Annotated in this window: 31 protein-coding genes and 1 pseudogene; 25 read left to right on the top strand and 7 right to left on the bottom strand. The window is 52.7% G+C overall.

Annotated elements, in window-relative coordinates:
* Positions 1-5: 5 nt before the first annotated feature.
* The 12 genes from WKT12_RS10400 (at position 6) to WKT12_RS10345 (ending at position 6699) form a co-directional block, all read left to right on the top strand.
* On the top strand, positions 6-2111 hold the full coding sequence (locus WKT12_RS10400; protein WP_032558185.1) for a hypothetical protein: 2106 nt from the start codon (positions 6-8) through the stop codon (positions 2109-2111).
* A gap of 36 nt (positions 2112-2147) precedes the next feature.
* On the top strand, positions 2148-3029 hold the full coding sequence (locus WKT12_RS10395; protein ID WP_007751516.1) for an ATP-binding protein: 882 nt from the start codon (positions 2148-2150) through the stop codon (positions 3027-3029).
* Positions 3026-3283, top strand: a complete 258-nt coding sequence (locus WKT12_RS10390; protein WP_007751518.1) for a hypothetical protein — start codon at positions 3026-3028, stop codon at positions 3281-3283. The genes WKT12_RS10395 and WKT12_RS10390 overlap by 4 nt, the downstream gene beginning before the upstream one ends.
* Positions 3252-3914 (top strand): hypothetical protein, encoded by a 663-nt coding sequence (locus WKT12_RS10385; protein WP_340319643.1) that lies wholly within the window; start codon positions 3252-3254, stop codon positions 3912-3914. Before WKT12_RS10390 ends, WKT12_RS10385 begins: the two co-directional genes overlap by 32 nt.
* Positions 3895-4116 carry a hypothetical protein gene (locus tag WKT12_RS10380; RefSeq protein WP_007751522.1) on the top strand — a complete coding sequence of 74 codons (222 nt, stop codon included), beginning with the start codon at positions 3895-3897 and terminating at the stop codon, positions 4114-4116. Before WKT12_RS10385 ends, WKT12_RS10380 begins: the two co-directional genes overlap by 20 nt.
* Positions 4116-4586, top strand: coding sequence for a DUF4406 domain-containing protein (locus WKT12_RS16530; protein WP_445323137.1), 471 nt, complete (start codon positions 4116-4118; stop codon positions 4584-4586). The genes WKT12_RS10380 and WKT12_RS16530 overlap by 1 nt, the downstream gene beginning before the upstream one ends.
* Before the next feature lie 18 nt (positions 4587-4604).
* On the top strand, positions 4605-4838 hold the full coding sequence (locus WKT12_RS10370) for a hypothetical protein (RefSeq protein WP_007562534.1): 234 nt from the start codon (positions 4605-4607) through the stop codon (positions 4836-4838).
* 1 nt (position 4839) lies between these two features.
* Positions 4840-5262: a hypothetical protein gene (locus WKT12_RS10365; protein ID WP_007562532.1), complete on the top strand. Its 423-nt coding sequence runs from the start codon at positions 4840-4842 to the stop codon at positions 5260-5262.
* Between the two features lie 6 nt (positions 5263-5268).
* On the top strand, positions 5269-5454 hold the full coding sequence (locus WKT12_RS10360; RefSeq protein WP_007562531.1) for a hypothetical protein: 186 nt from the start codon (positions 5269-5271) through the stop codon (positions 5452-5454).
* On the top strand, positions 5441-5638 hold the full coding sequence (locus WKT12_RS10355) for a hypothetical protein (RefSeq protein WP_007562529.1): 198 nt from the start codon (positions 5441-5443) through the stop codon (positions 5636-5638). The genes WKT12_RS10360 and WKT12_RS10355 overlap by 14 nt, the downstream gene beginning before the upstream one ends.
* A gap of 18 nt (positions 5639-5656) precedes the next feature.
* Positions 5657-6319: a DUF3164 family protein gene (locus WKT12_RS10350; RefSeq protein WP_007751532.1), complete on the top strand. Its 663-nt coding sequence runs from the start codon at positions 5657-5659 to the stop codon at positions 6317-6319.
* A 110-nt stretch (positions 6320-6429) separates the two neighbouring features.
* Entirely contained in the window at positions 6430-6699 is a 270-nt protein-coding gene (locus WKT12_RS10345; protein ID WP_007562525.1) for a hypothetical protein, read from the top strand.
* Here the strand turns inward: WKT12_RS10345 and WKT12_RS10340 are convergent.
* Both WKT12_RS10340 and WKT12_RS10335 read right to left on the bottom strand, forming a co-directional pair.
* Positions 6682-7143 (bottom strand): hypothetical protein, encoded by a 462-nt coding sequence (locus tag WKT12_RS10340; protein ID WP_007562523.1) that lies wholly within the window; start codon positions 7141-7143, stop codon positions 6682-6684. The two genes, WKT12_RS10345 and WKT12_RS10340, sit on opposite strands and share 18 nt — an antisense overlap.
* Before the next feature lie 4 nt (positions 7144-7147).
* Positions 7148-7771, bottom strand: a complete 624-nt coding sequence (locus tag WKT12_RS10335; protein ID WP_182283808.1) for a hypothetical protein — start codon at positions 7769-7771, stop codon at positions 7148-7150.
* Positions 7772-7839: 68 nt separating this feature from the next.
* On the opposite strand from WKT12_RS10335, the gene WKT12_RS10330 reads away from it, so the two are divergent.
* Positions 7840-8088, top strand: a complete 249-nt coding sequence (locus WKT12_RS10330; protein ID WP_007562519.1) for a hypothetical protein — start codon at positions 7840-7842, stop codon at positions 8086-8088.
* Here the strand turns inward: WKT12_RS10330 and WKT12_RS10325 are convergent.
* Genes WKT12_RS10325 through WKT12_RS10305 form a run of 5 tightly spaced genes read right to left on the bottom strand, consistent with a single transcriptional unit; the run spans position 8050 to position 13393 of the window.
* Complete coding sequence (locus tag WKT12_RS10325; RefSeq protein WP_340319642.1) at positions 8050-9555, bottom strand: toxin glutamine deamidase domain-containing protein; 1506 nt, start codon at positions 9553-9555, stop codon at positions 8050-8052. The two genes, WKT12_RS10330 and WKT12_RS10325, sit on opposite strands and share 39 nt — an antisense overlap.
* A 38-nt stretch (positions 9556-9593) precedes the next feature.
* Entirely contained in the window at positions 9594-10946 is a 1353-nt protein-coding gene (locus tag WKT12_RS10320) for a phage portal protein family protein (RefSeq protein ID WP_007562517.1), read from the bottom strand.
* A 12-nt stretch (positions 10947-10958) separates the two neighbouring features.
* Positions 10959-11384 carry a phage protein Gp36 family protein gene (locus tag WKT12_RS10315; RefSeq protein ID WP_007562516.1) on the bottom strand — a complete coding sequence of 142 codons (426 nt, stop codon included), beginning with the start codon at positions 11382-11384 and terminating at the stop codon, positions 10959-10961.
* A gap of 21 nt (positions 11385-11405) precedes the next feature.
* Entirely contained in the window at positions 11406-12938 is a 1533-nt protein-coding gene (locus WKT12_RS10310) for a hypothetical protein (RefSeq protein ID WP_007562515.1), read from the bottom strand.
* Positions 12939-12949: 11 nt separating this feature from the next.
* The gene (locus tag WKT12_RS10305; protein ID WP_007562513.1) at positions 12950-13393 is read right to left on the bottom strand and encodes a helix-turn-helix domain-containing protein; all 444 of its coding nucleotides are present in this window, start codon (positions 13391-13393) and stop codon (positions 12950-12952) included.
* Between the two features lie 203 nt (positions 13394-13596).
* On the opposite strand from WKT12_RS10305, the gene WKT12_RS10300 reads away from it, so the two are divergent.
* The 12 genes and pseudogenes from WKT12_RS10300 to WKT12_RS10245 form a co-directional block, all read left to right on the top strand.
* Complete coding sequence (locus WKT12_RS10300) at positions 13597-14637, top strand: head maturation protease, ClpP-related (protein ID WP_181980438.1); 1041 nt, start codon at positions 13597-13599, stop codon at positions 14635-14637.
* A 7-nt stretch (positions 14638-14644) separates the two neighbouring features.
* A complete protein-coding gene (locus WKT12_RS10295; protein WP_117737026.1) occupies positions 14645-15844 on the top strand; it encodes a BACON domain-containing protein in 1200 nt (399 codons plus the stop codon).
* Between the two features lie 6 nt (positions 15845-15850).
* Entirely contained in the window at positions 15851-16315 is a 465-nt protein-coding gene (locus tag WKT12_RS10290) for an N-acetylmuramoyl-L-alanine amidase (RefSeq protein WP_007562507.1), read from the top strand.
* A 15-nt stretch (positions 16316-16330) separates the two neighbouring features.
* Positions 16331-16720, top strand: a complete 390-nt coding sequence (locus WKT12_RS10285; RefSeq protein WP_007562505.1) for a hypothetical protein — start codon at positions 16331-16333, stop codon at positions 16718-16720.
* A gap of 28 nt (positions 16721-16748) precedes the next feature.
* On the top strand, positions 16749-17228 hold the full coding sequence (locus WKT12_RS10280) for a hypothetical protein (RefSeq protein WP_151878908.1): 480 nt from the start codon (positions 16749-16751) through the stop codon (positions 17226-17228).
* Complete coding sequence (locus tag WKT12_RS10275; RefSeq protein WP_224205180.1) at positions 17194-17520, top strand: hypothetical protein; 327 nt, start codon at positions 17194-17196, stop codon at positions 17518-17520. Before WKT12_RS10280 ends, WKT12_RS10275 begins: the two co-directional genes overlap by 35 nt.
* Positions 17517-18092 carry a hypothetical protein gene (locus WKT12_RS10270; RefSeq protein ID WP_340319640.1) on the top strand — a complete coding sequence of 192 codons (576 nt, stop codon included), beginning with the start codon at positions 17517-17519 and terminating at the stop codon, positions 18090-18092. Before WKT12_RS10275 ends, WKT12_RS10270 begins: the two co-directional genes overlap by 4 nt.
* A gap of 3 nt (positions 18093-18095) precedes the next feature.
* Positions 18096-18584, top strand: coding sequence for a hypothetical protein (locus WKT12_RS10265; RefSeq protein WP_005798252.1), 489 nt, complete (start codon positions 18096-18098; stop codon positions 18582-18584).
* A gap of 38 nt (positions 18585-18622) precedes the next feature.
* A complete protein-coding gene (locus tag WKT12_RS10260) occupies positions 18623-18829 on the top strand; it encodes a hypothetical protein (RefSeq protein ID WP_007562496.1) in 207 nt (68 codons plus the stop codon).
* Complete coding sequence (locus WKT12_RS10255) at positions 18826-22473, top strand: viral A-type inclusion protein (RefSeq protein WP_134771335.1); 3648 nt, start codon at positions 18826-18828, stop codon at positions 22471-22473. The genes WKT12_RS10260 and WKT12_RS10255 overlap by 4 nt, the downstream gene beginning before the upstream one ends.
* Position 22474: 1 nt before the next feature.
* Positions 22475-22939 carry a hypothetical protein gene (locus tag WKT12_RS10250; RefSeq protein WP_005798248.1) on the top strand — a complete coding sequence of 155 codons (465 nt, stop codon included), beginning with the start codon at positions 22475-22477 and terminating at the stop codon, positions 22937-22939.
* A gap of 21 nt (positions 22940-22960) precedes the next feature.
* Positions 22961-25379 (top strand): annotated as a pseudogene (locus WKT12_RS10245) (hypothetical protein); the annotation flags it as partial.

Raw genomic sequence — 25379 nt, 5'->3', positions numbered from 1 at the left:
ATGAAATGGAGTATTATGGAAAGATATTGTGCATATCCTACAATGACCTGACTTACGATGACCGACCGGTGATGGTGAACGGAAAGGCAGACTACAGCAGAAGCCGCACGCTGAAAGGAGTTCATCCTTCCACTCTTTCCGAAGAAGAACTTGCTCCCATCATGTCGATACCCAATTACAAGAAGTTAGCGGCAAAGGAGAAAATCAATGTAGTTCGATCCGGAAGAGGTCTGGGAGGTTACGTTTTGGTAGAAATAGCCACCATGCCCCTACGGTTTCAGGAAAGGATAAAACTAAAATACGGAGATATGAAAGAAGACGTAATAAGAAACTGGCTCGGCAGCCATTACCACATCGATGCGAAAGCCCGGGAATTTTACACCCGGTTCCGTTTTGACAACGGAGATACACTGCCACCGGAACACATCCAAGAATATACGGTAAACGCTTCGGTAATTGAGGCAGTGATGCGTGCCATGGAGGATGCCACGTTTATGCGAAAGGCCATGAAGGCCGGGCCGGTGAACTGGGGCGAACTGGCAGGAGCCATCAGTTACTACCAAGCAGAGTTCGGACATACCTTGCCTGTCAGTTCCAACCGCTTCAAGAAGCGTGTGAATGACTTCAAGGCCAACGGCTATGAAAGCCTTATCAGCCGCAAGTTCATGAACCAGAACCGCCGGAAAGTGACCTATGACATTGAACGCCTGCTGCTGAGCATCGATGCCCAACCGGAGCAGCCCTTCAATACCACCGTGTGGGAACAGTACAATCTATTTGTGCAAGGAGAACTGGAGCTATATGACCCCGAAACCGGCGAGGTGTTGAATCCGGCAGACTTTACCGACAAGGATGGAAATCCGCTGGTATTGAGCCCGGCCACAGTAGCCAACTACCTGAACAACCCCAAGAACAAGGCCCTTCGCGGTAAGCTGCACATGAGCCAATGGGATTTCAACAATGCCTACCGTCCTTATCATCTGCGCAGCATCGGTGAATATTCCTTGAGTAAGGTTTCTCTTGACGACCGCGACCTGCCGCGCCCAATGAAGGATGGCAACCGAGTGAAAGCCTATTATGCCTACGATGTGGTGAGCGGTGCTGTGGTGGGATATGCCTACAACCGGTACAAGACTACCGAGTTATTTTTAGACTGCATGCGAAACATGTTCCAGACCCTGGACCGGAACGGCATGTATATCCCCGCCGAGTTAGAAGTGGAACACCACCTGGTAAGCGACTTTGCCGACGGATTGATGCAAGCCGGTACCGTCTTCCCCCTGATCCGCTGGTGTAACCCCGGGAACTCGCGTGAAAAACGTGCCGAGCACAAGAACCGCGAAAAGAAATACGGTGTGGAGAAACGCACGCAGGTAGGTATCGGCCGATGGTATGCCAAGCTGGAGGCCAACCGCCCGAAGGAAGAAAAGGTGTATGACGAAAAGAACAACACCTACAAGGTGAAGACCTATAGTTATGAAGAATTGGTAGCCGATGATATACGCGCCATTGAGACCTTCAACGCACAGCCTCACCCCAACCAAAAGCGCTATCCGGGCATGAGCCGTTGGGATGTGCTTTGCGCCCATCAGAACCCGAACCTTGCACCTTGGGACAAGGCCGTTCTTTACCGGTTCATCGGACAGCACACCGAAACAACCATCCGGCAGAACACCTACTGCACGGTGATGTACAACCAATACGGACTGCCCAGCCCGGAAATCATCGAAAAGCTGGAGCCGAGGAACTACAAGGTAGATGCCTATTATCTGCCCGATGCCGACGGAACCATCAACGAGGTATATATCTACCAGAACGGACGATATATCGCCACCTGCAAGCCCGTAGCCCGTTACAATGAGAATACAGCCGAGCAGACCGAGTACGACAAGGCAGCCTATACCGAACAGTCCAAGTATGTAGCTCAATTCGACAAGATGATGAAGGACGGCAAGATCAAGCGTGTGGGCATCCTTGCCAAAGAGGAAGCAAAGCTGATAACAGAGGTACAGGCGGAAGCCGTTCCCCTTCCTGCACAAGCCGAGGAAGAAGATTACTCAGCCTATATGGACATCAGTGCCTTCGAGCATGATGCAGTAGCCAAGATATAATTAACGACGTTAGAACGAATTTAAAACAGCATTCAAATGGAAATAACAAATGAAGTAAAGCAACGTATTGTGGCAGCGATAGCCGCCGACCGTGAAAATTATCCCAGTGACAACCGCCATGCCACGGCACTGGGCATAGCCCCCAGCGTTTACAATGCCATCAAGCGGGGCAATTATGAAAAGCAGGTCAGTGATGCCAACTGGGTAGGTATAGCCCGAAGATTAGGCGTGCAACTGCGTACAGAAATACCTTGGCTGGCAGCACAGACCCCGACCTACGTGTTTGTGAGCAAGCAGCTGGAAGTGTGCCAGGGAAGCGGGCTGAGTGCCATCCTGTGCGATATGCCCAATATCGGCAAGACCTTTACAGCGAAAGCTTACGTGAAGCAGCACAAGCACGCCGTATATGTGGACTGCAGCCAGGTGAAGACCAAACTGAAGCTGATACGCTACATTGCCAAGGAATTCGGTGTGACCAGCAACGGACGCTATAGCGACGTGTATGAGGATCTGGTGGCCTACCTGCGCACGATTGATACGCCCCTGGTTATCCTGGATGAAGCCGGGGACCTGCAGTATGAAGCCTTCCTGGAGTTAAAGGCGCTTTGGAACGCTACGGAACGCTGCTGTGCCTGGTATATGATGGGTGCCGACGGATTAAAGGAGAAGATCAACCGCGCCATCGAAGGCAAGAAGGTGGGCTATACCGAAATGTTGAGCCGCTACGGTGACTCCTACAGCAAGGTGACCCCGGACGATGCGCAGGAACGCGAAAAGTTTCTGAAGGCACAGGCTGCCATCGTCGCAAAAATCAATGCCCCGGACGGTGCCGACATTGCCAAGATTGTTCATAGCACCGGAGGCGGCTTGCGGCGCGTATATACCGAAATCGAAAAATTAAGGAGGATGCAGGCATGATAAGCAAGATAGAAATGCAAGCGATGGATGCTGTTATCGGTATCCATCGCGAGATGAGAAAAGCGAATGAGATAGACTGGGAACAGCGCAGATATGAAATTGCCAAAAGCATGCTTCCGGTAGTAAGAAGCAATTCATCAGGTATAATGTCTATAAAACAAGTTGCCAGACTTGCTGTGGACTATGCTGATGCTCTTATTGAAGAATTGAAAGGAGGTAACCGTGAAACTGAAGAGAGCCTACAGTCCCGGTGAGGTGCTGAACATGAAGATTCCCCGGTTCGAGTTTTCCGGGGACTGGCAAACCTCGATAGGCAACCCGGCCAAGAGCGGCGTGTGGATTATTTGGGGAGCCAGCGGAAACGGTAAGAGCAGCTTTGTGATGCAGTTGGCCAAGTACCTGTGTAGCTTCGGACGCGTAATTTATGACAGTTTGGAAGAAAGTACCGGTTTGTCGTTCCAGATGAGCCTGAAACGGCACAAGATGGGTGAAGTGAAAAAGAAGCTGATTATCCTTGACCGGGAACCGATGGAGCAATTGGAGGAACGGTTACGGCGCAGAGGCAGTCCCGGAATCGTGATTATCGACAGCTTCCAATACAGCGGCTTGAACTACAAAACCTACAAGGAGTTCAAGGAACGTCATCCCAAGAAACTGTTTATCTTCATCAGCCATGCCGAGGGGCTTCGTCCGGCAGGTAGAAGCGCCCGCAAGGTGGAATATGATGCCGATGTGAAAATCATGGTAAGCTGTTTCAAAGCCTGGTGCAAAAGCCGCTTTATGGAGCGGCCCGGTGAGCCCTACGTGATATGGGAAGAAGGTGCTGCCAAAACATTGAAGGACGATAATATGGAGGATTATTTGAATGATGGAATGGGAGAATAAGCTGTACCAGATACTCCTGAAAGAACAGGAAGCGGAGGCCGTGGTGGACGATTGGGTAGAACGTAACATACAAAGCGACCTCCGTCTGCGCAGGGCCAAGACAAAGGGACACGTAGTGATAGAAACCAGGGATGTGATGTTTGCTCGGAATATTCAGGTATGGCATCCGTCCTGCCAAATAAACATTAAAGATTTGAAGTGATGGAAAGGAAAGAAGAAAAGAAAGTGTGCTGCATCTGCGGCAAAGAGTATGAGGGCTACGGATACAATCCGTTCCCGGTGAAAGAAGAAGGCTGCTGCTGCCAATCGTGCAACTACAGTGTGGTGGTTCCGGAACGGTGGGAACGACACAAGGCTTTTCAACGTGGTGAAGCGACCGGTGCCGGGAAAGTGTACATCAGCGGAGCCATCGCGCACTATGATATGAATGAGCGCAAGGAAGCCTTCAGCCGTGCCGAGGAGAAACTGATGGCACAAGGCTATGATCCTGTAAACCCTTTCAGGAACGGATTGCCGGATGAAGCTCATTGGAGAGCCCACATGCGGGCCGACATTGCCCTGTTGCTGGCTTGTGACTATATCTACATGCTGAAGGACTGGGAACTGAGCAAGGGAGCCAAACTGGAGCTTGACGTAGCCAGTTCGTGTGGCATTAAAGTATTGTTTGAATAACCTTTTAATAGTGAATGTATGGAAGAAAAACAGAAAGTTCAGGTCGTATTTGAATTTGACCGTTCCGAGTATGACGCGTATCTCTTTTTGATGAATCAAAAGAAGACGAAAGAGGTAGAGCAAATATGGAACACCATGAGCGGTGAGCCTGTGGTTGCGGATATTGATTTGTTTGAAGAGGACAGCCAGTCTGTAAAACTTATGATGATAAGTTTGGCAATTCTTTCAGTGGAGAAAAAAGTGAAAGGATGATATGGCACAGGAAGTAACCAATTTCGCCCGGTTCTATGCATTGTTCAACAAACTGCCTTATCAGGGCGATCGGGAGGAATTCAAAAAACAAATCGTGCTGCAGTACACGTGGAACCGGACAGACAGTCTGAAGGAAATGACGGCCAAGGAGTATGAAGTTTGTTGTACTGCTCTGGAGAAACTGAGCGGACAAGACGAATGGCGGCAGAAACTTCGCGAGGAACTGCGACGGAAACGCAGCGTCTGCCTGAAGCTGATGCAACAGTTGGGTATAGACACCACCGACTGGAACCGGGTGAACGAATTCTGCAACAACCCCCGGATAGCCGGCAAGCCCTTTGTTCAGGTTAGTACAGCCGAGCTGGAACAACTGGCCATCAAACTGCGGGCTATCCAACGAAAAGGAGGTTTAACCGATAAATAGAGCAATATGGATAAAAAAGCACATGAAGCGCTTGAGCGCATAAGAAAAGACGTGACCCTTACGACATCCGATATGGAGAACCAGGATGCAGCGGAGTTTTTCAACGAACTGGCCGACTGGGCGTATGCCAATGGGGAGGCCATGCTGATAGACGATGAACCGGAAAAGCAGGATGATTATGAGGATAGATGACCAAGACAAGCTGATAAAAGCGGGGTTCTGTATAATACGAAAGGATGATTATCCAGGCCCGAGGATAAAGATGTGTACCGGCATAAACGGTGGCTGGAAGACATACAAGAAGTTTGAAACCAAAGCAGAAAGAGACAGGACATTCGCTTTGCTGCTGAAGGATGACAAAGTAATAGCTGATTAACAACTAAAATGATTTAAAATGGAAAAGAACAATCAAAGTGTGGACATCAAGTCCCTGAGTAAAGAACAGCGAGCAGCCCTCATGGCCCAGCTGCAGCAAGAAGAGAAAGAAGACCGCATCGCCCGTCGTGAAACTTACGAGGCATTACGCGGTGAGTTTATGCACGAAGTAAAGACCAACGTTCTTGAGATGGTGAATGCCGTGACCGGGTTCCGCGGATGGCTGGAAAAAGAAGCCGATGCCTTTACCAAGGTGATGAAGGAATACGGCCAGGTGAAAAGCGACGAACAGCGCAGCTATACCATTACGGACGGAGACTTCCGTCTGGAAGTGAAAAGCAACAAGGTGAAAGGCTTCGATGAACGAGCCGACATGGCAGCCGACCGTCTGATTGACTATTTGAAGCGCTACATGCAGAACAGCGAGAAAGGTTCTGATGATCCGATGTATCAGATGGCCATGACCCTGCTGGAGCGCAACAAGATGGGCGACCTGGACTACAAGAGCATTTCAAAGCTGTATGAACTGGAAGATAAGTTCGATGAAGAGTATGCAGACATCATGCGCCTGTTCAAGGAAGCTAATGTAGTGCAGCGCAATGCCACCAACTACTACTTCAGCCGCCGCAACCCTGAAAACGGCGTATGGACCCGCATTGAACCCAGTTTCTGCCGTTTGTAGCCGAAACCCGTTAACCCTATAAACAGAAAGCGCCGCAGTTGTTATAATTGCGGCGCTTTTGTTCTTAAAATAGATGGAAATCAGTTATTTTTGTAAGAGAAATAAAATGTATGGGCAAAGGACGGGATAAAGAACTGATCAAGCTGCGTGACGAGGCACTATGCCGTCGTTACTACTATTGGACAGAAATACAGCGGTTGCGGTTCGACGATGCTTTAAAAGTGTTGTCGGAGCGCGAATTCTTTATATCCGAGGAACGTATCATGACCATCATCCGCCGGAAATCACGTGAGGGAACAGACTACAATCTGAAGCCTGTTCCCAAGGTGAAAGCCCCCCGTCTGACTGCCGCCCAGCTGGAACTATTCCCCATAAGATGACGGCATGGCCGATTCATCGTGCAGTGTGAATGAGAACGTCATTTCATAGACCTTGATGTAATGCGGCATGGCATACGAACGGCTTTTCTCGCGTACCAGCGGCGAAGCGTTGTCCGTGCATTGCAGACACTGCAGCGACTTGTATAATTTCTTGGCCAGCTGCTGCCTTTCCCTCACCTTGTCATACGTGCCGGATGCGTAGCTTGTATCGTCGTAACAATCGATGGCCAGCCGGACGGTCAGTGCGGATTCGCTTTTCTGTGCCCCGTATCCGAGGTCGTGCCAGTCGGAGTTTGTATTTCCGATTAATACACAAGGGAAAGTGACCGGGTACTGGTCTTCTTCTGCTCCCATTTCCAATTGTCCGTAGTCCTCGTCGATGAGAGAGAGTTCCGGCATTTCCTGTGCAATCTGTTCCATGATTGCGATAAAAATTTCGTCCATATCGTTATTGGTTTAAAATGTTGGTAATTTCCTGGTCCACCTTTTCCCGGATACGCCGGTTCAATTCTTCGCTTTCGCCCATGAACTGGCGCTGCGGGATGCGGATGTGCAGTTTCTTTTTTTGGGTAAGCGCCATGTTCCTCCAGAACTGTGCCTGCGGATTCAGTTCCTTCGGCTTGGAACGTCGTTTGACGCGTTTCTTTTGCCCTGTGCCGGTTTTTTTTCTTTTTCCCGAAGCCTTGTAGAACTTGGCCCATGCAAAGCGCCTCATGCGGTCTGTGACGGTGACATCGATTTCCCCGCCCCAGTTGTTGATGGGTGCATAGACCACCTCGTTGAATACCCTTACCCGGTAGTCTGCAGGTGTATATCCGACCGATTTGAACAGATGTTTCCTGCCGGAGAGCAGCGTTCCATAATTGCTGGCGGCATCGGAACCTCCCGAGGACAGCCGTTTGGCTTTGGGCCAAGGGTGAAGACCGCCATTGACAAATCCACCCTGCCGGAAGTTATCCTGAAAATGGTCTTTGGCCATTCGTCCTACCATGACTGGCATTTTGCGGCGCATCATACTGTCCATCCTGTCACGTTTCCGCTTTATCATTTCCGTAAAATCTTTTATGTCCATAATCATCAGTAATTCAAGAATAATTTATAACTTTGCAACCGAGGCTTCCAATATGCCTTTTATGCGTTATGAATATACCGGAACAAGTAAAGAACGAGGCCCGTGTACTTATTGAGCAATACGGTGACACCTTCGAATACCTTGGTATTTATGAAGGCCAGGAAGCCTATGTGTTCAAGTTTCCGGGGGACTCCTGTACCGGTTATCCTTTCGTCTATCTGTATGACGGTAAAGACGCAACCGAAATAACCGGTCCGTTATCCCTTGACGTTATCGATTCATGTATCGAAAATATCGAGGAAGGAGACATCGAATAGCTTATTGTCAATTCTCAGGACTCCCCTGCAGTTGTGGGAAGTCGCAGCTCCTATTTCACATAAATATTTTACGTCTTTCCATTCCATTCCTGAACCGGCAGAATTATCGCTTTGGGGTTCGATATACCTTAGTTCACCATCCGCAAACCGTTGCAGGATTGTAGCATGACCTCCTCCACTTTTCCAGCCGATGCACAATTCATACACGCCTTCTTCCTTACATACCTCATTGAAATACTCCATGTACCTTTTAGGGGTCATTTTCAGGTATCCTTTGTGCGCAAGCCAGCTGTTTATACTTATATGTTGCGCCGGAGTACCGTCGGTGTTTTTCCAGACTTCAAAAGCACGTCCATTACTCAGATATTCAAGTTTAGACCCTGCGACATTGCCTTTGGCGGTAATATCCCATCCACGTAATCGTAAAGCGTATGCCGGTGCGCAAGTCTGGCAGTTGATACTGTATGGAGTATCCCGTTTTTTATCGTAATCGCTGTTCTTCCGGTATCTGTTTCCCCTTTTATCGCGGTATATTCCTTTGGAATCCCAAATATACTCTTCCACATGTTTGGGATTTGCATTCTGTTTGTCCGCCTTATCCACATCCATAGGTTTTCCTTTTTTGATTTTAAGAGCCTTTTCCATTTCGAGGTTGTTCCGGGCAATGGCCATTTTTTCCTCCCCGGTAAGGTAGTCCGGCATTTCCGCAATCATCTCGTCAATACGGGCCATAAGTTTATCCACCGCTTTTTGGGCACCCTTGTGGGCTTCTGCCTGATATGGATGATTGTCGGAAAACAGTTTGCCGTCCGTTCCCGGATTGTTATCCAGTCCGGGCTGGGGCTTGTTCTTGTCGTCTTCGTCCGGAAGTGGTGTCGGCTCCTCGTCGGTGGCAGTGAGGTCGCACTTGCAGTTCCACCGGTCGCCCGGTCGGTGGATGTTCCAGAACGTGTCATCAATCGGCCGGATGGTATTCCAGAACGGGCGGTGGTCAGCCCCCGGATGAATGGAGGTGGACGGTAGCCATTTGAGGTTGGGCAGAATATCGCGTTCGCGCAGGAACTGTTGCCAGTCAGCCGCCTGATGCGCCCGGATGACCGCCGTATCATACTCCGTCCGCAGCCAGTGACGAACCTGATGGGAAGCAATGGGCAAGACTTCCTGTACCCATTTGTCGAACGGTTTTAAAATGCCGTTTGAATCCAATAAAAGTCGTGCCATGTCATTCTGCATACGATGTACCTTGAATGCCGAGAATACGGCATTGTTCCGGAGTATGGCATTTCTGAAATCCTCGTCCGGAGTAATGGCCTTGGATTTGCTGAACCCTTCCTTTGCCGCCTTGTCCATCTTTGCCCATATTTCATTGAACAGGTTGATTTCGATTTCGGTTGCCGGATGAAAGTCCCTGCTGTATATGTTCAGCAAGGCACGCCGCAGCACCTCTTCGGAGAAGTCAAACTCCATGGAGATGCTGCCATTATCAGCCGCATACAGTCTGTCGACTACCAGTCTAAAGCTGCCCCGTCTGCCGGGGCTTTCACGAAAAAACCTTTGAGCCAGTTCCGGAAGTTTCTTTTCTGTTTCGGTGTCGGTTCATCATCCCGTCCCTTATTCGCTGGCTCCGGCTCCTTCTTCGGGCTTGGAATCTGGTCGGCTTGTTCAGCCGTCTTTTGTTCCGCCTTCAGCTGCTCGTAATTGGCCGGTTTGTCGATACCGAATTCCTCATAGAGATAGTCGTCGTCGATGGGGATGTTGAAGTTCTTCTTCAGCTGCGTGAGGATGGATATTTTGGTACCGGCATCCGTTTCCTTCGGTTCGGGGAAACAGAACGTACCCCCTTCGGTGTTGATGCCCATGCGCAGCAGAATGTCCGTCATGTCGTAATTCAGCACGTTGAGCACGTACTTCCGGTCGGCCTCCAGTACCTTGTCCTCTACTTTCTTATGAACCGTACCCAAAGCCTGCGTGCCTTTTTCGGACGATTCGGTGGTCAGCGTATTGCCCAGTATCAGTTTGGAAATTTCGTTGTTGCACCGCTCGCAGAGGCGTTCATAGACATCGGCAGACCCTGTTTTGTTTCCGGCTTCCGTGAGTTTGAGTTCCGTGTCCTTGGCATGGAAGAACTGCGCCAGACTTCCGGCATTGGCCGCATCCTCCATGGCCCGCTGGCGTGACTCGTCGTCGTCGGAATCATAGATATATTCCTGGATAGGCATGCCGAATACCTCGGAGAACTGTGCCCAGTCGCCCGTAGTGTTACGTTTGTAGATGACCCAAGGTGCAGCCTTGGCCAACAGCCCCAAATCGGACGGTGAACCCACAAACAGCAGGTCGGTATATTCATTCCAGGAATGGCCGGTAATGTCCGTCTGGTGGCGCAGGATGAGTTCCCTGACCGGATCCACATGCTTGCGTGGTACCAGGTCATAATCCACCCACTCCTGCAGCTTGTAGAACTGGCAGAGCGAGAAGCCCCAGAATTTCGCATCAAGGATGTCACCCACCAGCCGGTTGAACCAGGGCGACTGTATCTGTTCGTTGATTTTATCGTCGGGCTTCCCGTCCACCCGGAATTCCATGTTGGAGCACAGCACGGCATTCTTTCGCTTTTCGAGCACACAGGAAAGGTGGGTATCCATCAGAATGTCCTCGTAGAGGTCATAAAGTTTGTAACGTCGCGAGAAATCGACATTCTCGGCCACCCTTACGGCTGCCATGTAGTCGGAAATGTCCAGCCCGAAGCGTTTGGGCTGTGTGAGCACAATCACATTCGGTCTCTTTTGTCCCGGCAACGTGAAGTTTCCCCCTACGGTGATGATGCCGGCTTTGTTGTTTTTTCTGTTTTTCTTTTTCATGATGCTTGCTTTTTACCAGTGGTTCGTTCGTTTGCGGTTGCTTTGAATGCGGAAATCCGACCTGCCCGCCCTTTGTTCCTCGGGCAGCAGCGGAGCCCCTTCGATTGAAATGTCCTCGTCGGCCACCGCCTTCATCCATTCCACCGCCCGTTCGTAACGATCCTTGCGTACCTGGGAAAGTTTCTGCGGGTTGTGGATGCAGAAGATGTGATAGACCGCCATGTCGATGACCATCATCAGCACGAGCTGGTTACGGTTCTCGCCGGTGGCTGCAAAAATCTTGTTGCAGTCGTAGCGTTTGCCCAGATAACACCGCATTTCGGCAATGGCCCTGTCCTCGCAAACCTCAATGACCGTTTCGTCTTCGCGAACCAGTGCGTCGAGGATGTCTCGGTGGATGCTCGCATCGTAATCGGTAAGTTCAACAAATTTGCTCATAGTCCTATTGTTTTAGAGTTGTCATAATCTTTTCTTATTCCGTTTTCTTACATCCTTCCGTGATCGGAATACGGGCGGTTCAATGCGCCTGATCAGTTCGTCAATGATACGGTTCGCCCCTTCGACCGCATCCGGTCCGTCGGCCGGATAGCGCATGGTCAGGGTGAACAACTTGAATTGATCCTCCAGTTCCTTCATGTGCGGATTGTCCCGTTCAGCCTCGTTGAGGATGAGGTTCCCCTCGCGGTTGAGCGGTTCAAGGTTGGCCTCGATGCGCGTAGCCTTGTCCGTCTTCTTCTCCTCGTCGCCCCGGATGAACAGCGCAATCTTCTGTTCGCGGCGTACTTTTGCCACCAGCGGTTTGAACACCTGTTGGAAGAAAGGGTCCTGCAGCTTGTTGTTCTCCATGTAGCAATAGACATTGGTCTTGCCCCCGACAAATTCAAGCATCCGGACATACCAGTCAATGAACTCCGCATTGAGCGCCTGTGCCAGGAAAGTCTTGATGACGTAAAGCCTGCCACCCAATTTGCCACAGAGCGAAACCGTCTTGAAGGATTTGCCTTTCTTACCCTTGCTTTCGCCCGGTGCCGGGTCGCCATACACCACGAGGAACTTGAATTTGGAGAGTGCCGGAACCTTGCCGTATGCAATGTTTTCGAATACCTCTCCCACGGAAATCGGGTTGTTGAAATATTCTCCCTGTGCCGCCTTTTTGGATATTTTGGACAGTGTGCGGTCGATGTCCTCTTCCGAGTTCTTTTCCGGCCATGTGGAAAAACCGTTTTTGTCGCGGATGTTCACGATGTCCCAGGAGTCGGCCATTTCGCCCGCCCTCACCACGCAGCAGTCCTTGGCGATGATGTTTCCGCAGAAGATGACCAGTGTAGGTTCGGAAATGGACCTTGTGGGATACAGCGCATTTTCCCACCAGTCCCAGCGCTTCTGGATGATGTCCGGGTTCTTGGTATCCTCGTCCGTATCAAAGTCATCGACCAGCAGTACGTCGGGACGTATGGCCTCGTTTCGCGAACCACGCGGAGATTGTCCGGCACCCAGTGCGCGGAAAGAGACCTTCCCTTTGGTGGTGAATTCATCCTCGGTCCATGAGCCCGGCAGTTCCTGTTTGCCGTAGTATGCCATGATGCGTCCGTTGGCTTCGAGATTGGCCCGGTAGGGATCGAGCAGGCGCACCGCATTGTCCTTGCTGTTGGAGGTCAGAATCACATTCTTTTTGCGTCCGGTAAGCGTGAGATTCATGACGATGAACATGGTGACGGTGGATTTGGCCAGCTCACGGCTCCAAGAAAGCACCTCAAACCATTCATCGTGTGCAATGATCCGCCGGATAGCCTTTTTCTGGAAGTCGGCAAATTCATATTTGACATAATTCGGAAAAAAGAACTTGATCCATTCTATGGGATGTTTCTCAAGATATTCCCGGTGTTTTTCCCGTTCGGCTGCCGTCATGTTCCTATCGACCGGTGTAGCCCTTGCGATGTCTTCTTTGTACTTCTCCCAATCGAGGAGAGCGAGTCTGTCAGTCTGTTTCATTGTCTATCCCTTTATAATTTGTCTTTAATGTACGCATCGGCCAGGCGTGTAATTTCCTTTGCCTTTTCGAGGTCGGCCGCCCGTACCCAGTCGATGAGCCCGGTGAGGACACTGATGATGTCGGCAATGCCCACTTCCTGCTCCATGTTGCGTATGGCCGCCGACAGTTTCCCGAGGATGTCAGCCTCCTTGGATGAGGGGAACCGTTCCCCTTCGGGCCGTTCGGCGATGGCCTTGTTTATTTCGGCCACCTGCCGGTAGAGGTTAGCCACCTGTTCCTGCCTTGTGAGCGTAAGCCCCACCTTCTGTTCCTCCCACTTCCCGGCCCGTACCCAGTTGGACACGGACACCCGTGACACGCCCACCCGGTCGGCGATTTCCTGCTGTGTGAGGTTTTCCTTGAGGTACAAAGTTTTTGCCCATTCCTTTTTCTGGGCATTCGTCAAATCTGCCATAAATCGTCCTTTTTAGTTGTAAATCACGTTACAAAATTGCATGAAAAAGCGGGGTTTGTAAAAGCGCGTACGCATGATGACGGGTTACAGCGTTATGATAACGCCAGAAAACGTTATGATGCGGACGCGGTTTCTTGGTGCCATGGGAATGTTCTATTTTCGCACCATCGAAAGGCGGGGAAACCGCTGGTAAAGACATGACGATGAGCAGATTTTTCAATATTACAACGAGTGACGACGGCACCAGTACGATATTCCTGTACGGGGACATCGGAGACTATACGGAGGTGCAAAGCGGGCGCATAGCCCAGGAACTGATGGAAGCCGAACGCGTGAGCCGACGCATCCATGTGCGTATCAACAGCAACGGCGGGGAAGTGTACAGCGGCATTGCGATATTCAACGCCCTGCGCCATAGCCAGGCCGACATCCGCATTTATGTGGATGGCATAGCCGCCAGCATGGCCAGTGTGATAGCCCTTTGCGGCAAGCCCGTAGAAATGAGCAAATATGCCCGTCTGATGCTGCACAGTGTGAGCGGCGGGTGTTACGGCAACAAGCAGGACCTGCAGCGTTGCATGGAAGAGATAGAAAGCCTGGAAGGCAGCTTGAGTGAAATCTATGCCGAGCGGCTGGGCATGAGCAAGGAAGAAGTGAAACAGACCTATTTTGACGGCGAGGACCATTGGCTGACCGCCAAGGAAGCCCTGGACCTTGGTTTCATAGACGACATCTATGATGCAGACCCCGTGCCGGCAGACAGTACACCGGCGCAGATATATACTTTATTCAATAACCGGCTCGTTGAGCCACAAAAAAACAGAGAAGACATGAATCTGGAAGACGTAAAGAAACGCCCGCGCTTCAAGGACTGCGCGAGTGATGCGGATGTGTTCCGCCTGATGGACCAACTGGAGGAAGAGGCAGGCAAGGTACCTATCCTTACGAAAGAGAACACCGACCTGAAGGCCAAGGTGAAGACCTACGAAGACAAGGCTGAAGCCGAAGACCTTGCCGCCCGCAAGCAGCTGCTTGACGCAGCCGAGCAGGACGGTCGCATTGATGCGACTACCCGCCCCATCTACGAAAACCTTTTGGCCAATGACCGCGAGAACGGCGAAAAGGCCCTGGGCCAACTGCCGGTAAAGCGCCGTGTGATGGAAGACCTGCATCTGGAACCGAATGGTGAAGAAAGCCCCTGGAACAGGCGTATGCGAGAAATTAAGGACAAACGTAAAAAGTGATTGAACTATGGCAATAATTGTAAGAAACACGAATTACAGCGGCGAGGTACTGGAACAGTTGCTGACGCTTGCCGCTACGAGCAATGAGATTGTGGAAAAGGGGCTGATCATGGTGATTCCCGGTGTGGAGAAGAAAATCAGCCTGCCGCGCCTGAAGACCGGCAAGATGCTCCAGAAGCGCAAGGAGAACCCCGGCGTGGAGGATTCGAAGGGCAACTTCAACTACGACGAAAAGAGTCTTGACCCGGTGGACTTCATGGCCTTTACGGTGTTTAACCCCCGCACGTTCGAGAACATCTGGCGCAAATGGCAGCCGAAGGGCAACCTGGTATTCTCGGAACTTCCGCCCGAAGCGCAGAACGCCCTGCTTGCCGAGTTGGCCAAGCGGGTACAGTTTGAACTGGGTGACCACTATGTGAACGGTGAATATGGGGATGATGACGACCACTTGTTTAACGGCATCCTGACCCAGATGGCCAAGGATACTGAGGTGATTGTGGTGGACAGCGCAGAATCGACCATGCTGGGCAGACTGAAAGCCATGCGTGCGAAGATTCCCGTGGCCATCCGCAACAACCCGGACCTCCGCATTCTGATGAGCGTGAACGACTTTGACAAGTATGATGACGAGCTGACCCAGCGCGAGTCCAAGAACACGAGCGAAACCGATGTGAATGCCCGTCGCTACAAGGGCATTACCATTGAGACGCTTGCGGCCTGGCCCGATGATCTGATTGTGTGCACCCTCTGTTCGCCCGATGCCGGCGGCAACCTGTTTGCGGCTGTGAACCTGCAGGACGATGAAGACGTGATTCAGATTGACAAGATCTCGAACGCGAGCGAACTGTACTTCTTCAAGATGCTGATGAAGGCTGACACGAACATTGCCTTCGGTGAAGAAGTGGTGGTGCTGGACAAGCGAAGCAACCCCGTGTTCAAGGCGAGCGAGAAGAAGATTTCAGTTGACCCTGCCAGTGTGACCCTTGAGGCAACCGGTGGCAGTGAAGAAGTGACCGTGACCGCCAGCGGAGAATATGAGATAGGCAGTGCCCCTGCCGGCTTCAAGGTGGAAGCGACGGATAAAGGCGTGAAGATTTCGGCCGGTGCAAACAGTGGCAGTCAGAAAACCGGTACACTGACCCTTACGCTCAATGCCGACCGCAGCAAGACGGCCAAGATTACCATTACCCAAAACCAGAAAGAATAAGATGGTATGGCAAAATTGAAGTATCTGGTAATTCACTGTACGGCAACCCCGGAGGGGCGTGAGGTATCATCGGCGGACATCCGGAAGTGGCACACTTCGCCCGTAAGCCAGGGTGGCAGAGGTTGGAAACAGGTGGGCTACACCGACCTGTTCCACCTGCAGGGCGGTGTGGAACGCTTGGTGAACAACAACGAGGATGCGCAGGTGGATCCCTGGGAAGTGACCAACGGAGCCAAGGGGTACAACAGCGTGAGCCGCCACATTGTGTATGCCGGCGGTGTGGCCAAGGACGGCAAGACCCCGAAGGACACCCGCACCGGCTGCCAGAAAAAGGCACTGGAGAAGTATGTGAAGGACTTCCATCGCAGATTCCCGGATGTGCGCATTGTGGGACACAACGAGCTGGCGGCCAAAGCCTGCCCCAGTTTCGATGTACAGAAATGGCTGAAAGAAATAGGTATTAACCAATAATAAAAGAAGCAATCAATGAAACGAATTATGCTGTTTATGATGCTGATGCTGGGAACAGTATCGGCTGTGATGGCCCAAGGGGCCGATGTTCCGGCAACGGACTATGACGCAATGATTGGCACCTTTGCCGGTTTCGTCGGCGGTGTGGTGGTGCTTACTGAAGGGTTGAAAGGTTTGTTCCCCAACATGAAAGGCTGGGTGACGCAGCTGGTGAGCTGGTGTGTGGGCTTGGTGTGCGCGATGCTACTGTGGTGGCTTGATGCCGGATTTGTGAGTGATGTGAGCTGGGACATTGCCTTGCTCTATGGTTTTGGTGCCTCACTTGTAGCCAATGGGGTAGCCGACACGGGACTGGTGCAATGGGTTATCGGACTATTCCGAAAGAAACGCGAGGAAGCAGAATAAAAGGTTGACTGACTAAAAAACGGGTGGTATGGACTTTAGCGAGATCATGAACATTATTCTTAGCGGCGGCCTTGTGGGCACTGCAGCAGCCATCGGTTCCCTGCGTGCTACGGTGAGGAAAGCGAAAGCGGAAGCGATGAAAGCCGAAGCCGACGCAGAGGGTGTGCGTGTGGATAACGCAGAACATGCCACCCGCGTTTTGGTGAGCAATATTGTGGTACCCTTAAAAGAAGAACTGAATGCAACAAGAAAAGACCTGCAGGCCAACAAGCGCGAAATGGCGCGACTGCGCAAGGCCATTGACACTGCCAACAGTTGCCGCCATCATGATGACTGTCCTGTGCTTGGCGGGCTGCGCAAGCAGCAGGAAGAGCACGACGGTGGAGAAGATACAGACGGAATCGGCAAGCGCCGACAGCGCGAGCGGAAGCCGACGGGCGGGACTGGTGATGGCGGGTATACCGGCGAGTTCGGTGAAGCTGTCTATACCTGCGGACAGCCTCCGTAAACTTCCTGAAGGTGCCGTGTACCGTGGCAAGAGCGGACAGGCGAATCTGACCGTAGGCAGCGACGACAGCGGGAACATCGTGGCCGAAGCCTCGTGTGACAGTCTGCAGCAGCTGGTGCTATGGTATGAAGAAGAGCTGGCGCGCATCCGTAGCGAAACCAAGAGCGAAATTTCAAATGACGTTCAAACAGTAGAAAAACGCCCTCCGAACCGGATGCGGACGTTTATCACAGGTGTATTGGCCGGCTTATTGGCCGGTGTGTTATTAACCATCAAACTTTATAAACGATGAACAAGAATTTCATGTACGGCATAGGAGCCGTAAAGTATAAGGATTTCACAATCGGGTATATTGAAAAGAACTCGTTTGACCTGGGCGGCAAGAAACCCGAGGCCGCGAAGATCGAGGCCGAACAGGTGCAGGGTGCCCCGGTGCTGGTCATCCCACAGAGTAACGGCGGCATCGCCCCGACGTTCAATGTGATCCAGATGAACTATTCGAACCTGCACAAACTGCTTGGCGGCAGCCTGCATTATAAGAAAGAAGACTCGGAAAAGAAAACTCCGATCGGCTGGACAGCCCCGTCGGAGGTGCTTGTCATGCAGGGACCATGGGAACTCTCCCTCGTGTCCGGACAGAGCGTACTGATTCCCAACGCCACGCTGCTTTCCAATCCTGCAGGCAAGCTGACCCTTACAGAAACCTCCAAGATAGAGGTTACGCTCGAAGTGGCGATGCCGGAGGACGGTTCGCAGCCTTACGGCGTGTTCGATACGGAAGCAATACCGGACAAGTGGGGGCAGTACAAGCTGCCGCCGGCGGAAGCCGCGGCTGCAGCATCGCTCCAAAGTGAGGAGGGCTAACGTATGGCTGACCGTTTGGAACAACTGATAGAGATGGAGTGTGCGGACGCGCTGCTTGACAGCGGCGTGTCCGTACCTCTTAAAAGGTGGAAGCTTCCGTGGCTGAAACGCCCGGTGGAGGTGCGTGTGACGATGAAGCGTCCGAGGCTGCGGGGTCAGATTCTGCTGGCGCGGGAATACCTGAAGACGGGTGTCAAACCCGATTGGCAACCGAAGGACAAGACCGAGGAACTGGCCTTTGTGGCGGAGCATGGTAAGGCTGTGAGCCGCCTGCTGGCCTATACGGTATGCCGGGGATACGTGTCGCGGCACGTGGGCATCGGGGTGACAGCGTGGGTACTGCGGAACTTTGTGGAGTGGCGTTATCTGACGGCCATGTTCCGAACATTCGAGCGTCTGATGGGCACGAAGGATTTTATGCGTATTATCAGCTCGACAGCGCGGGCGAACCCGATGACTCCGAGACTGAGCCAGGCAAGGAAGGGGAGTTAAGAACCCGGTATGAAGGTTCCCATAGCCCTTTCGGCTTCGTGTGGCAGATTGCATCGGCGACCGGCTGGAGCGTGGATTACATCCTTGATGGGGTGAATTACCAGACGCTGATCATGATGCTGAGCGACGCGCCGCGGTATGTGCGGAAAAAGCAAGGCGGCGGAAACGGTGCTCCCAGACCGGAACACAGCGCCGAGGATGAAGCGAACGATATAGTAGGATTTTTTCAAAGCAAACTGGAATGAGCAAACCTGTAGAAGTTGAATTTTTGATGAAGGACAAACTCACGCCCGGCATGAACAAGGCCGAACGTGAGGCGCTGGAACTGCGTAATACCGTCAGGCTGCTGGAGGCTGAACTGGAAAGGCTGCGCCTTGCCGGGGAGACGGCTGCCCCCAATCTGGACCAGAGTGCCAATATCGCGCAGATCCATGCACTGGAGAAGCAGCTTGAGGAATTGCGCGGCAAACTGAAACTGCTGCAGGAGGAATCGGAATCCGTGCAGGTCACCCCTGCAGACATGCCCAATGCACAGCGCCAGTTGGGCGGGCTTCACAACAGCATCCAGCAGATGGCCCGTGAAATGCCTTCTTTGGCCATGGGACCGCAGATGTTCTTTCTGGCCATATCCAACAACCTGCCGATTTTTACGGACGAACTGGCCCGTGCCCGTAAGGAATATGATGAGCTGCAGAAGTCAGGCAAGAAAGGCACACCGGTATGGAAACAGGTCCTGTCCTCGCTCTTTTCCTGGCAGACGGCCATGACCACCGGCATCATGCTGCTGGTAATGTACGGTGATGAAATCTGGGATTGGACGAAAAACCTGTTCAGTGCCAAAAAAGGCGTGGATGAATTCAACGTATCAGTCAAGGAAATGACCGAGATAGAGAAGGACGGCCGTGCCCAGATGGTGCGTACCCGCTTCGAACTGAAATCGGTCATCGATGAAATAAAGAACTTCACCGGCAGCAAGGAACAGGAAAAGGCGAAGGTAGAGGAACTGAACCGCAAGTACGGGGAATCTTTCGGGTATTATAAAACACTTTCCGAATGGTATGATACCCTTATCCAAAAGAGCGAGGACTATGTACAGGTCCTGCTGCACCAGGCCAATGTCCAGAACCTTGTAAAAAAAGCTGCAGAAGCCGATGAAGAGGTGAATAAAATCAAGGCGCAGAAACCGGAAGAGGCGGAAAGCGCCATGGGTTTTTTCGGGAAATGGGGACAATATATCATGCAGTCAAGCATGGCAGAATCCGGGCAGTTCTATGATGCACAGGCTGCCATTAAGAAACATGATCAGGAAGCTTATGACATACTGTTGAAAAATGCCGAAAACAAACGCGACGGTTATCTGAAAAAAGCGGAGGAAGAGGTAAAGAAAGCGGCAGAAGCAGCCAAAAAAGGAAATATCGGCGGACATACCGACCCCGAACAGTCCGGGAAGAATCCGGAAGCGGAAGCCAAGCAACGGCTTGCCACAGAGCGCAGGCTGGCGCAGGATCTTGCCGCCCTGCAGGCCGAGAACCGGAAGGAAGAGATAGACCGTATGCAAGCCGGTACCGAAAAGAAACTGGCACAAATCGAATATGACTATAACGCCCGGAAAGAAGAAATAAACCGGCAGGAAGCCGACTGGAAGCGTGAGAACAAGGAAGCCGGTCTTTCCACCGGAGATAACGGACTTACCCGGGAGCAACAGGATGAACTTGAAAAAGCCCGTGCCTCAAACACCGAGTCAAGGAAAAAAGCGGAGGCGGACGTGTACAGGGAAGAGGCGGAAGCCATGCGTGACTATCTGAAGGAATACGGGACCTTCCAGCAGCAGAAACTGGCCATCGCTGAAGAATATGCCGAGAAAATCCGCAAGGCACAGTCCCAGGGAGAAAGGCTGACTTTGGAGAAGCAGCGTGATGCGGCTGTGCACAAAGTGGACATGGAAGCCCTTACCCAGAAGATAGACTGGGGAGCAGCGTTCGGGGATTTGACCGGTCTGCTTGCAGACCAGATGAAGAACCTGCTTGGCGAGCTTAAACAGTATGTCAAGACGGATGAGTTCAAAAAAACGGGAGCCGCAGACCAGCAGGTCGTTTACGATGCCATCGAACGGATTCAAAGCATGCTCCCCGGTGGCAACGGGACATTGGATTTTGCCCGGCTGCAAACGCAGATGCACGCTTTGGGGGATGCCGTAACACGCGTGCAAAATGCGGAACTGCAGCAGGAAGCGGCATTCATCCGGTTGAAAGCAGCGCAGACCGATTACAACAAGGCTCTTGAAAGCGGTAACCAGGCAGAAATAGAACGTACTAAAATCGCTCTTCAAATGGCCCAATCGTCCAGCATTTCAGCTGACGAAGAATACCTGAACGCCACCTCTGAAATGAAGGCGCTTGCCGGGGAGGTGAAAAGTGCCTCCCGGGACACGGTTGACGGGTTGAACATGGTATCCGACGGGTTGCACGGCTTTGCGAGCGGAACCTTGCAGGGATCATTTGAAGGAATCCAGAACATGCTTACCGGTCTTTCAAAACTGAATATCGGAGGCAAGGTCGGCGATGCCATCAGCCGGATGTCCGAAACCCTGTCAAGTGCCGGAGTCATCGGACAAATCATATCGGCCATTCTCTCCATACTGGATTTGCTGAAAGACGGTATTGGCCCGATTATCTCATCATTGATAGATACCATTTTCAATGCGATAACCGGAATACTCGACAATATCCTCAGCGGAGACCTGTTCAAACAGATAGGCGGTTCCCTTGTGAATGGTATCGGAGGACTGCTGAACACGGTGTCTTTCGGAGGTTTCAACAAACTGTTCGGCATCGGCGGGAACGCCAGGGAAGTGCAGGCGGCTATAGACCGTCTTACGGACCGGAACGAGAAACTGCAGACTTCCATCGAAGACCTGACCGATACCATTAAGGCAAGCAAGGGGACAAAATCGGTGGAAGCTTACCGGGATGCTTACAAATACCAAAAAGAAACGAATGCAAACTATCTGCAGATAGCAAAGGAACAGGCACGCTACAGCGGAAGTCACCACAGCTGGAACTACTACTGGGGCGGTTTCAACCAGGCACAGATAGACAAACTGAGCGGACAGATCGGCCGCCAGTGGGACGGGAACCTGTGGAGCCTGAGCCCGGAGGAAATGAAGGCACTGCGCAGCAACGTGGATATGTGGACGCAAATCCAGAATACCGGTAAGGGAGGCTATGGCGGGCGACTGACCGAGAAACTGGATGACTACATAGACCAGGCCGGCAAGCTGGAGGAACTGACCGACCAGCTGTATGAAGGGCTGACGGGCATTTCGTTCGACGGTATGTACAGCAGCTTCATCGACAACCTGATGAACATGAAGTACGGTGCCAAGGATGCGGCGGAGGATATATCCGAGTACTTCATGCGGGCGATGCTGAGCAACAAGATCGGTGAGATGTACAGCGACAAACTGAAAGGCTGGTGGGAGAAGTTCGGCAAGGCCATGGAGGACAACGAACTGACCGAGGCGGAACGGAACGCGCTGATGGAAGAGTACATGCAGTATATGGATGAAGCCCTTGCCCTGCGTGACAACCTGGCGGCAGCCACCGGTTATGACAAGACGCAGCAGGGCGGTACGAGCCAAAGTGCGAAAGCGGGCGGCTTTACGGCCATGACGCAGGACCAGGGCACGAAGCTGGAGGGCATGTTCACCGGCGGGCTGCAGCACTGGAGCAGCATGGACGACCGGCTGGAAAGCGTGGTGGAGAAGATGGACACGGCTGAAGGGCATCTGGCCCGGATAGCCGAGAACACCGGTGTGAGCGCCGGACACCTGGGCGAACTGAAGGAAGTGATAAAGAAAATGATACGTGACGGACTAAAAGTGAAGTGATATGGGCAATATACTGAGCGGACTGGTGCTGGTGAACGGCACGGACATCTGGACGGAATACGGCGTGTTCCTGGTGGAAGACCGACGCGGGGGCATGGAGAACCTGACGGCCATCCTGACCCCGAGCAAGGCCAAGAAGGATACGGCTGTGGACATACGGGAAGAGCACGGGGAAAAATACAGCCCCGTGCTGACCCCACGGAATGAAGCGCGTGACGTGACGCTGCATTTTGCGCTTTACAACAAGACCCAGGCAGGCTGGATGAAGCAGTACTTTGCCTTTGTGAATTTCCTGAAGCAAGGGAAGGACGGCTGGCTGGAGATCCGTTTCCCCCAGCTGGATCTGCAGCTGCGGGTGAAGTATGCCGACTGTACGAAGTTCACCCCGCTGACCTATCTGTGGACGGAAGGTGTGCATGCCGGAAAGTTCCGGGTAAAGTTCCGGGAACCGAAACCGATTATATAACCATTCAAACGCTATTAGAATATGCTTCTAACGATATATGATAAAGCCGGAACCAAGCGTGCGGATGTGGCCGTGAACGACAGCTCGACGCAAAGCAAGGAAGTGCAGGGAGACAATGTGCTTTCCCTGTCGTTCAGCTATTATGCCTTCCTGCCCCTGGACGTGAACGACTACACGGACTATCTGGGCGAACGGTACTGGCTGACAGAACGCTACACGCCGAAGCAGGTGAGCGATGGTGAATGGGAGTATAACCTGAAGCTGTACGGTATCGAGAGCCTGATCAAGCGGTTCCTGGTGCTGGAGACGACGGACGGGGACACCAACCCCCTGTTTACCCTGACGGCCACGCCCCGCGAGCATGTGGCGATGGTGGTGAAGGCTATCAATAACGGCATGGGCCACATTACTGACTGGAAGACGGGTACGGTGGAAGGTACGGAGCTGATCACGATAGACTACGAGGGGATGTACTGCGACGAAGCGCTGAAAGCCATCGCGGAAAAGGCAGGCGGCAAGGTGGAATGGTGGGTTGAGGGGCAGACTGTGAACGTGTGCCGCTGCGAACACGGGGAAGAAATCACCCTTGGCTATGGCAAGGGGCTGACCTCCCTGGAAAGAGATACGAGCAACACGGCCAAATTCTATACGCGCCTGTTCCCGGTAGGCTCGACCCGCAACATCGATGCGGAGAAATACGGCAGCCCGCGTCTGATGCTTCCCGGCGGCAGGAAGTACATCGAGCAGGGCGTGGAGGAATATGGCATCTATGACCATTACGAGCAGGATGCTTTCAGCGGCATCTTCCCCCGTCGGGTCGGTACGGTGAGCTCGGTTCGCAGCGAGGAGGTGGCAGACGATGAAGGAAACAAATTCACCGTCTATTATTTCCGGGACGGGGAACTGGACTTTGACCCCAACCTGTACGAGCTGGCGGGTGAGACAAAACGTGTGTCGTTCCAGACAGGCGACCTGGCCGGACTCGGGGAGAGTGACGACCACTATTTTGAGGTGAACTACGACAGCGCGGCACGTGAATTCGAACTGATCACCATCTGGCCCTACGATGACGACACCCAGCTGCCGGGCGGCAAGCTGGTGCCCCGAGCAGGCGACACCTATATCCTGTGGAATATCCGGATGCCGGATGAGTATTACCGGCTGGCCGAAGAGGAGTTTGCGGTTGCGGTGGACGAGTACAACCGGGACCACTGGCTGGACATTGCCGCCTACAAAGCCCCGACAGACCCGGTATACATCGAGGAGCACGGCATAGACCTGTTTGTGGGCAGACGGGTGAAGCTGGAGAGCCGGAAGTATTTCCCGGAAAAAGGCTACCGTCAGAGCCGTGTCACCAAGATCAGCCGCAAGGTGAACGAACCCGGGCAGATGGACATCGAGATAAGCGATGCGCTGCAGGTGGGCAAGTTCGACAAGGTGACGGACAGCATCGGTGCGCTGAAAAGCTATACGAAATCAAAGACGGAAGGCGCTGCCCTTCCGGACATCATACGAAGCTGGGACAAGACGCTGCCCACGGACAACAACCTGTTTTCCGCCCGGCGCAGCCAGAAAGAGTTCCTGAGCAAGAACCAGCCGGACACAGCCAAAGAGTCCATCCGCTTCCTGAAGGGTGTGAGCTTTGGCGAGGCTGCTGGCGGCAAGCCCTGCGGCATCGTGGATGGTGAGGGCAATGCCGAATACTTGACTGCCGTGATCCGCGAACTGCTGCGCAGCACGGAGTTTGTGGACGGGCTGACCGGTGAGGGCTGGCAGCTGTGGATTGACCAGCTGACCGGACTGACAAACCTGACGGTGGACAAAGTGACTGCCCGGCAAAGCCTGGTGGCGCTGGAACTGCTGATCGAGAAGGTGCGCAGCGTGTGCGGCCAGCTGGTGGTGTCCGCTGCCAACGGCAAGATCAAGGACGTGGTGAAGCAGGGCGACAACTACCGCATCGTGTTTGAGCAGGAATCGGGCTTTGTGGCCCATGACCTGATGCGCTGTGCGGTTACGGGTGGTAAGAAACTAAAAGCATACTGGGTGGAGGTGGCTTCGGTGATAGCCGGCGGTGTGCTGGTCCCGGTAAGCGAGTTTGGCGGGGTGAAGCCGGAGGCAGGCGATGAGTGCGTGCTGATGGGCAACACCGAAAACCCGCTCCGGCAGAACCTTATATCCATTGCGGCCACGGAGGACGGGCAGCCCCGTATCGACATTCTGGACGGTGTGAAGGCCAAGAACTTCAACGGCTGCCTTCGTTGCCGGCTGGGTAAGCTGGACGGCATCAGGAGCAGCGCTTTCCCGGCAGACAAACAGCCGAAAGGAAACGGCCTGTATGCCGACAACGTGTGGCTGAAGGGTACGTTCGTGTTGATGACGGGCGAGGACATCCTGACGCGGTTTGAGATAACCGAGGGGAAAATCCATTCAGCCGTGGAAA

This window comes from Phocaeicola sp. HCN-6420 (genome assembly GCF_037890145.1).
Classification (GTDB): Bacteria; Bacteroidota; Bacteroidia; order Bacteroidales; family Bacteroidaceae; genus Phocaeicola.
The sequence above is the reverse complement of the archived record's forward strand: the minus strand, read 5'-3'. Positions and strand labels throughout refer to the sequence as shown.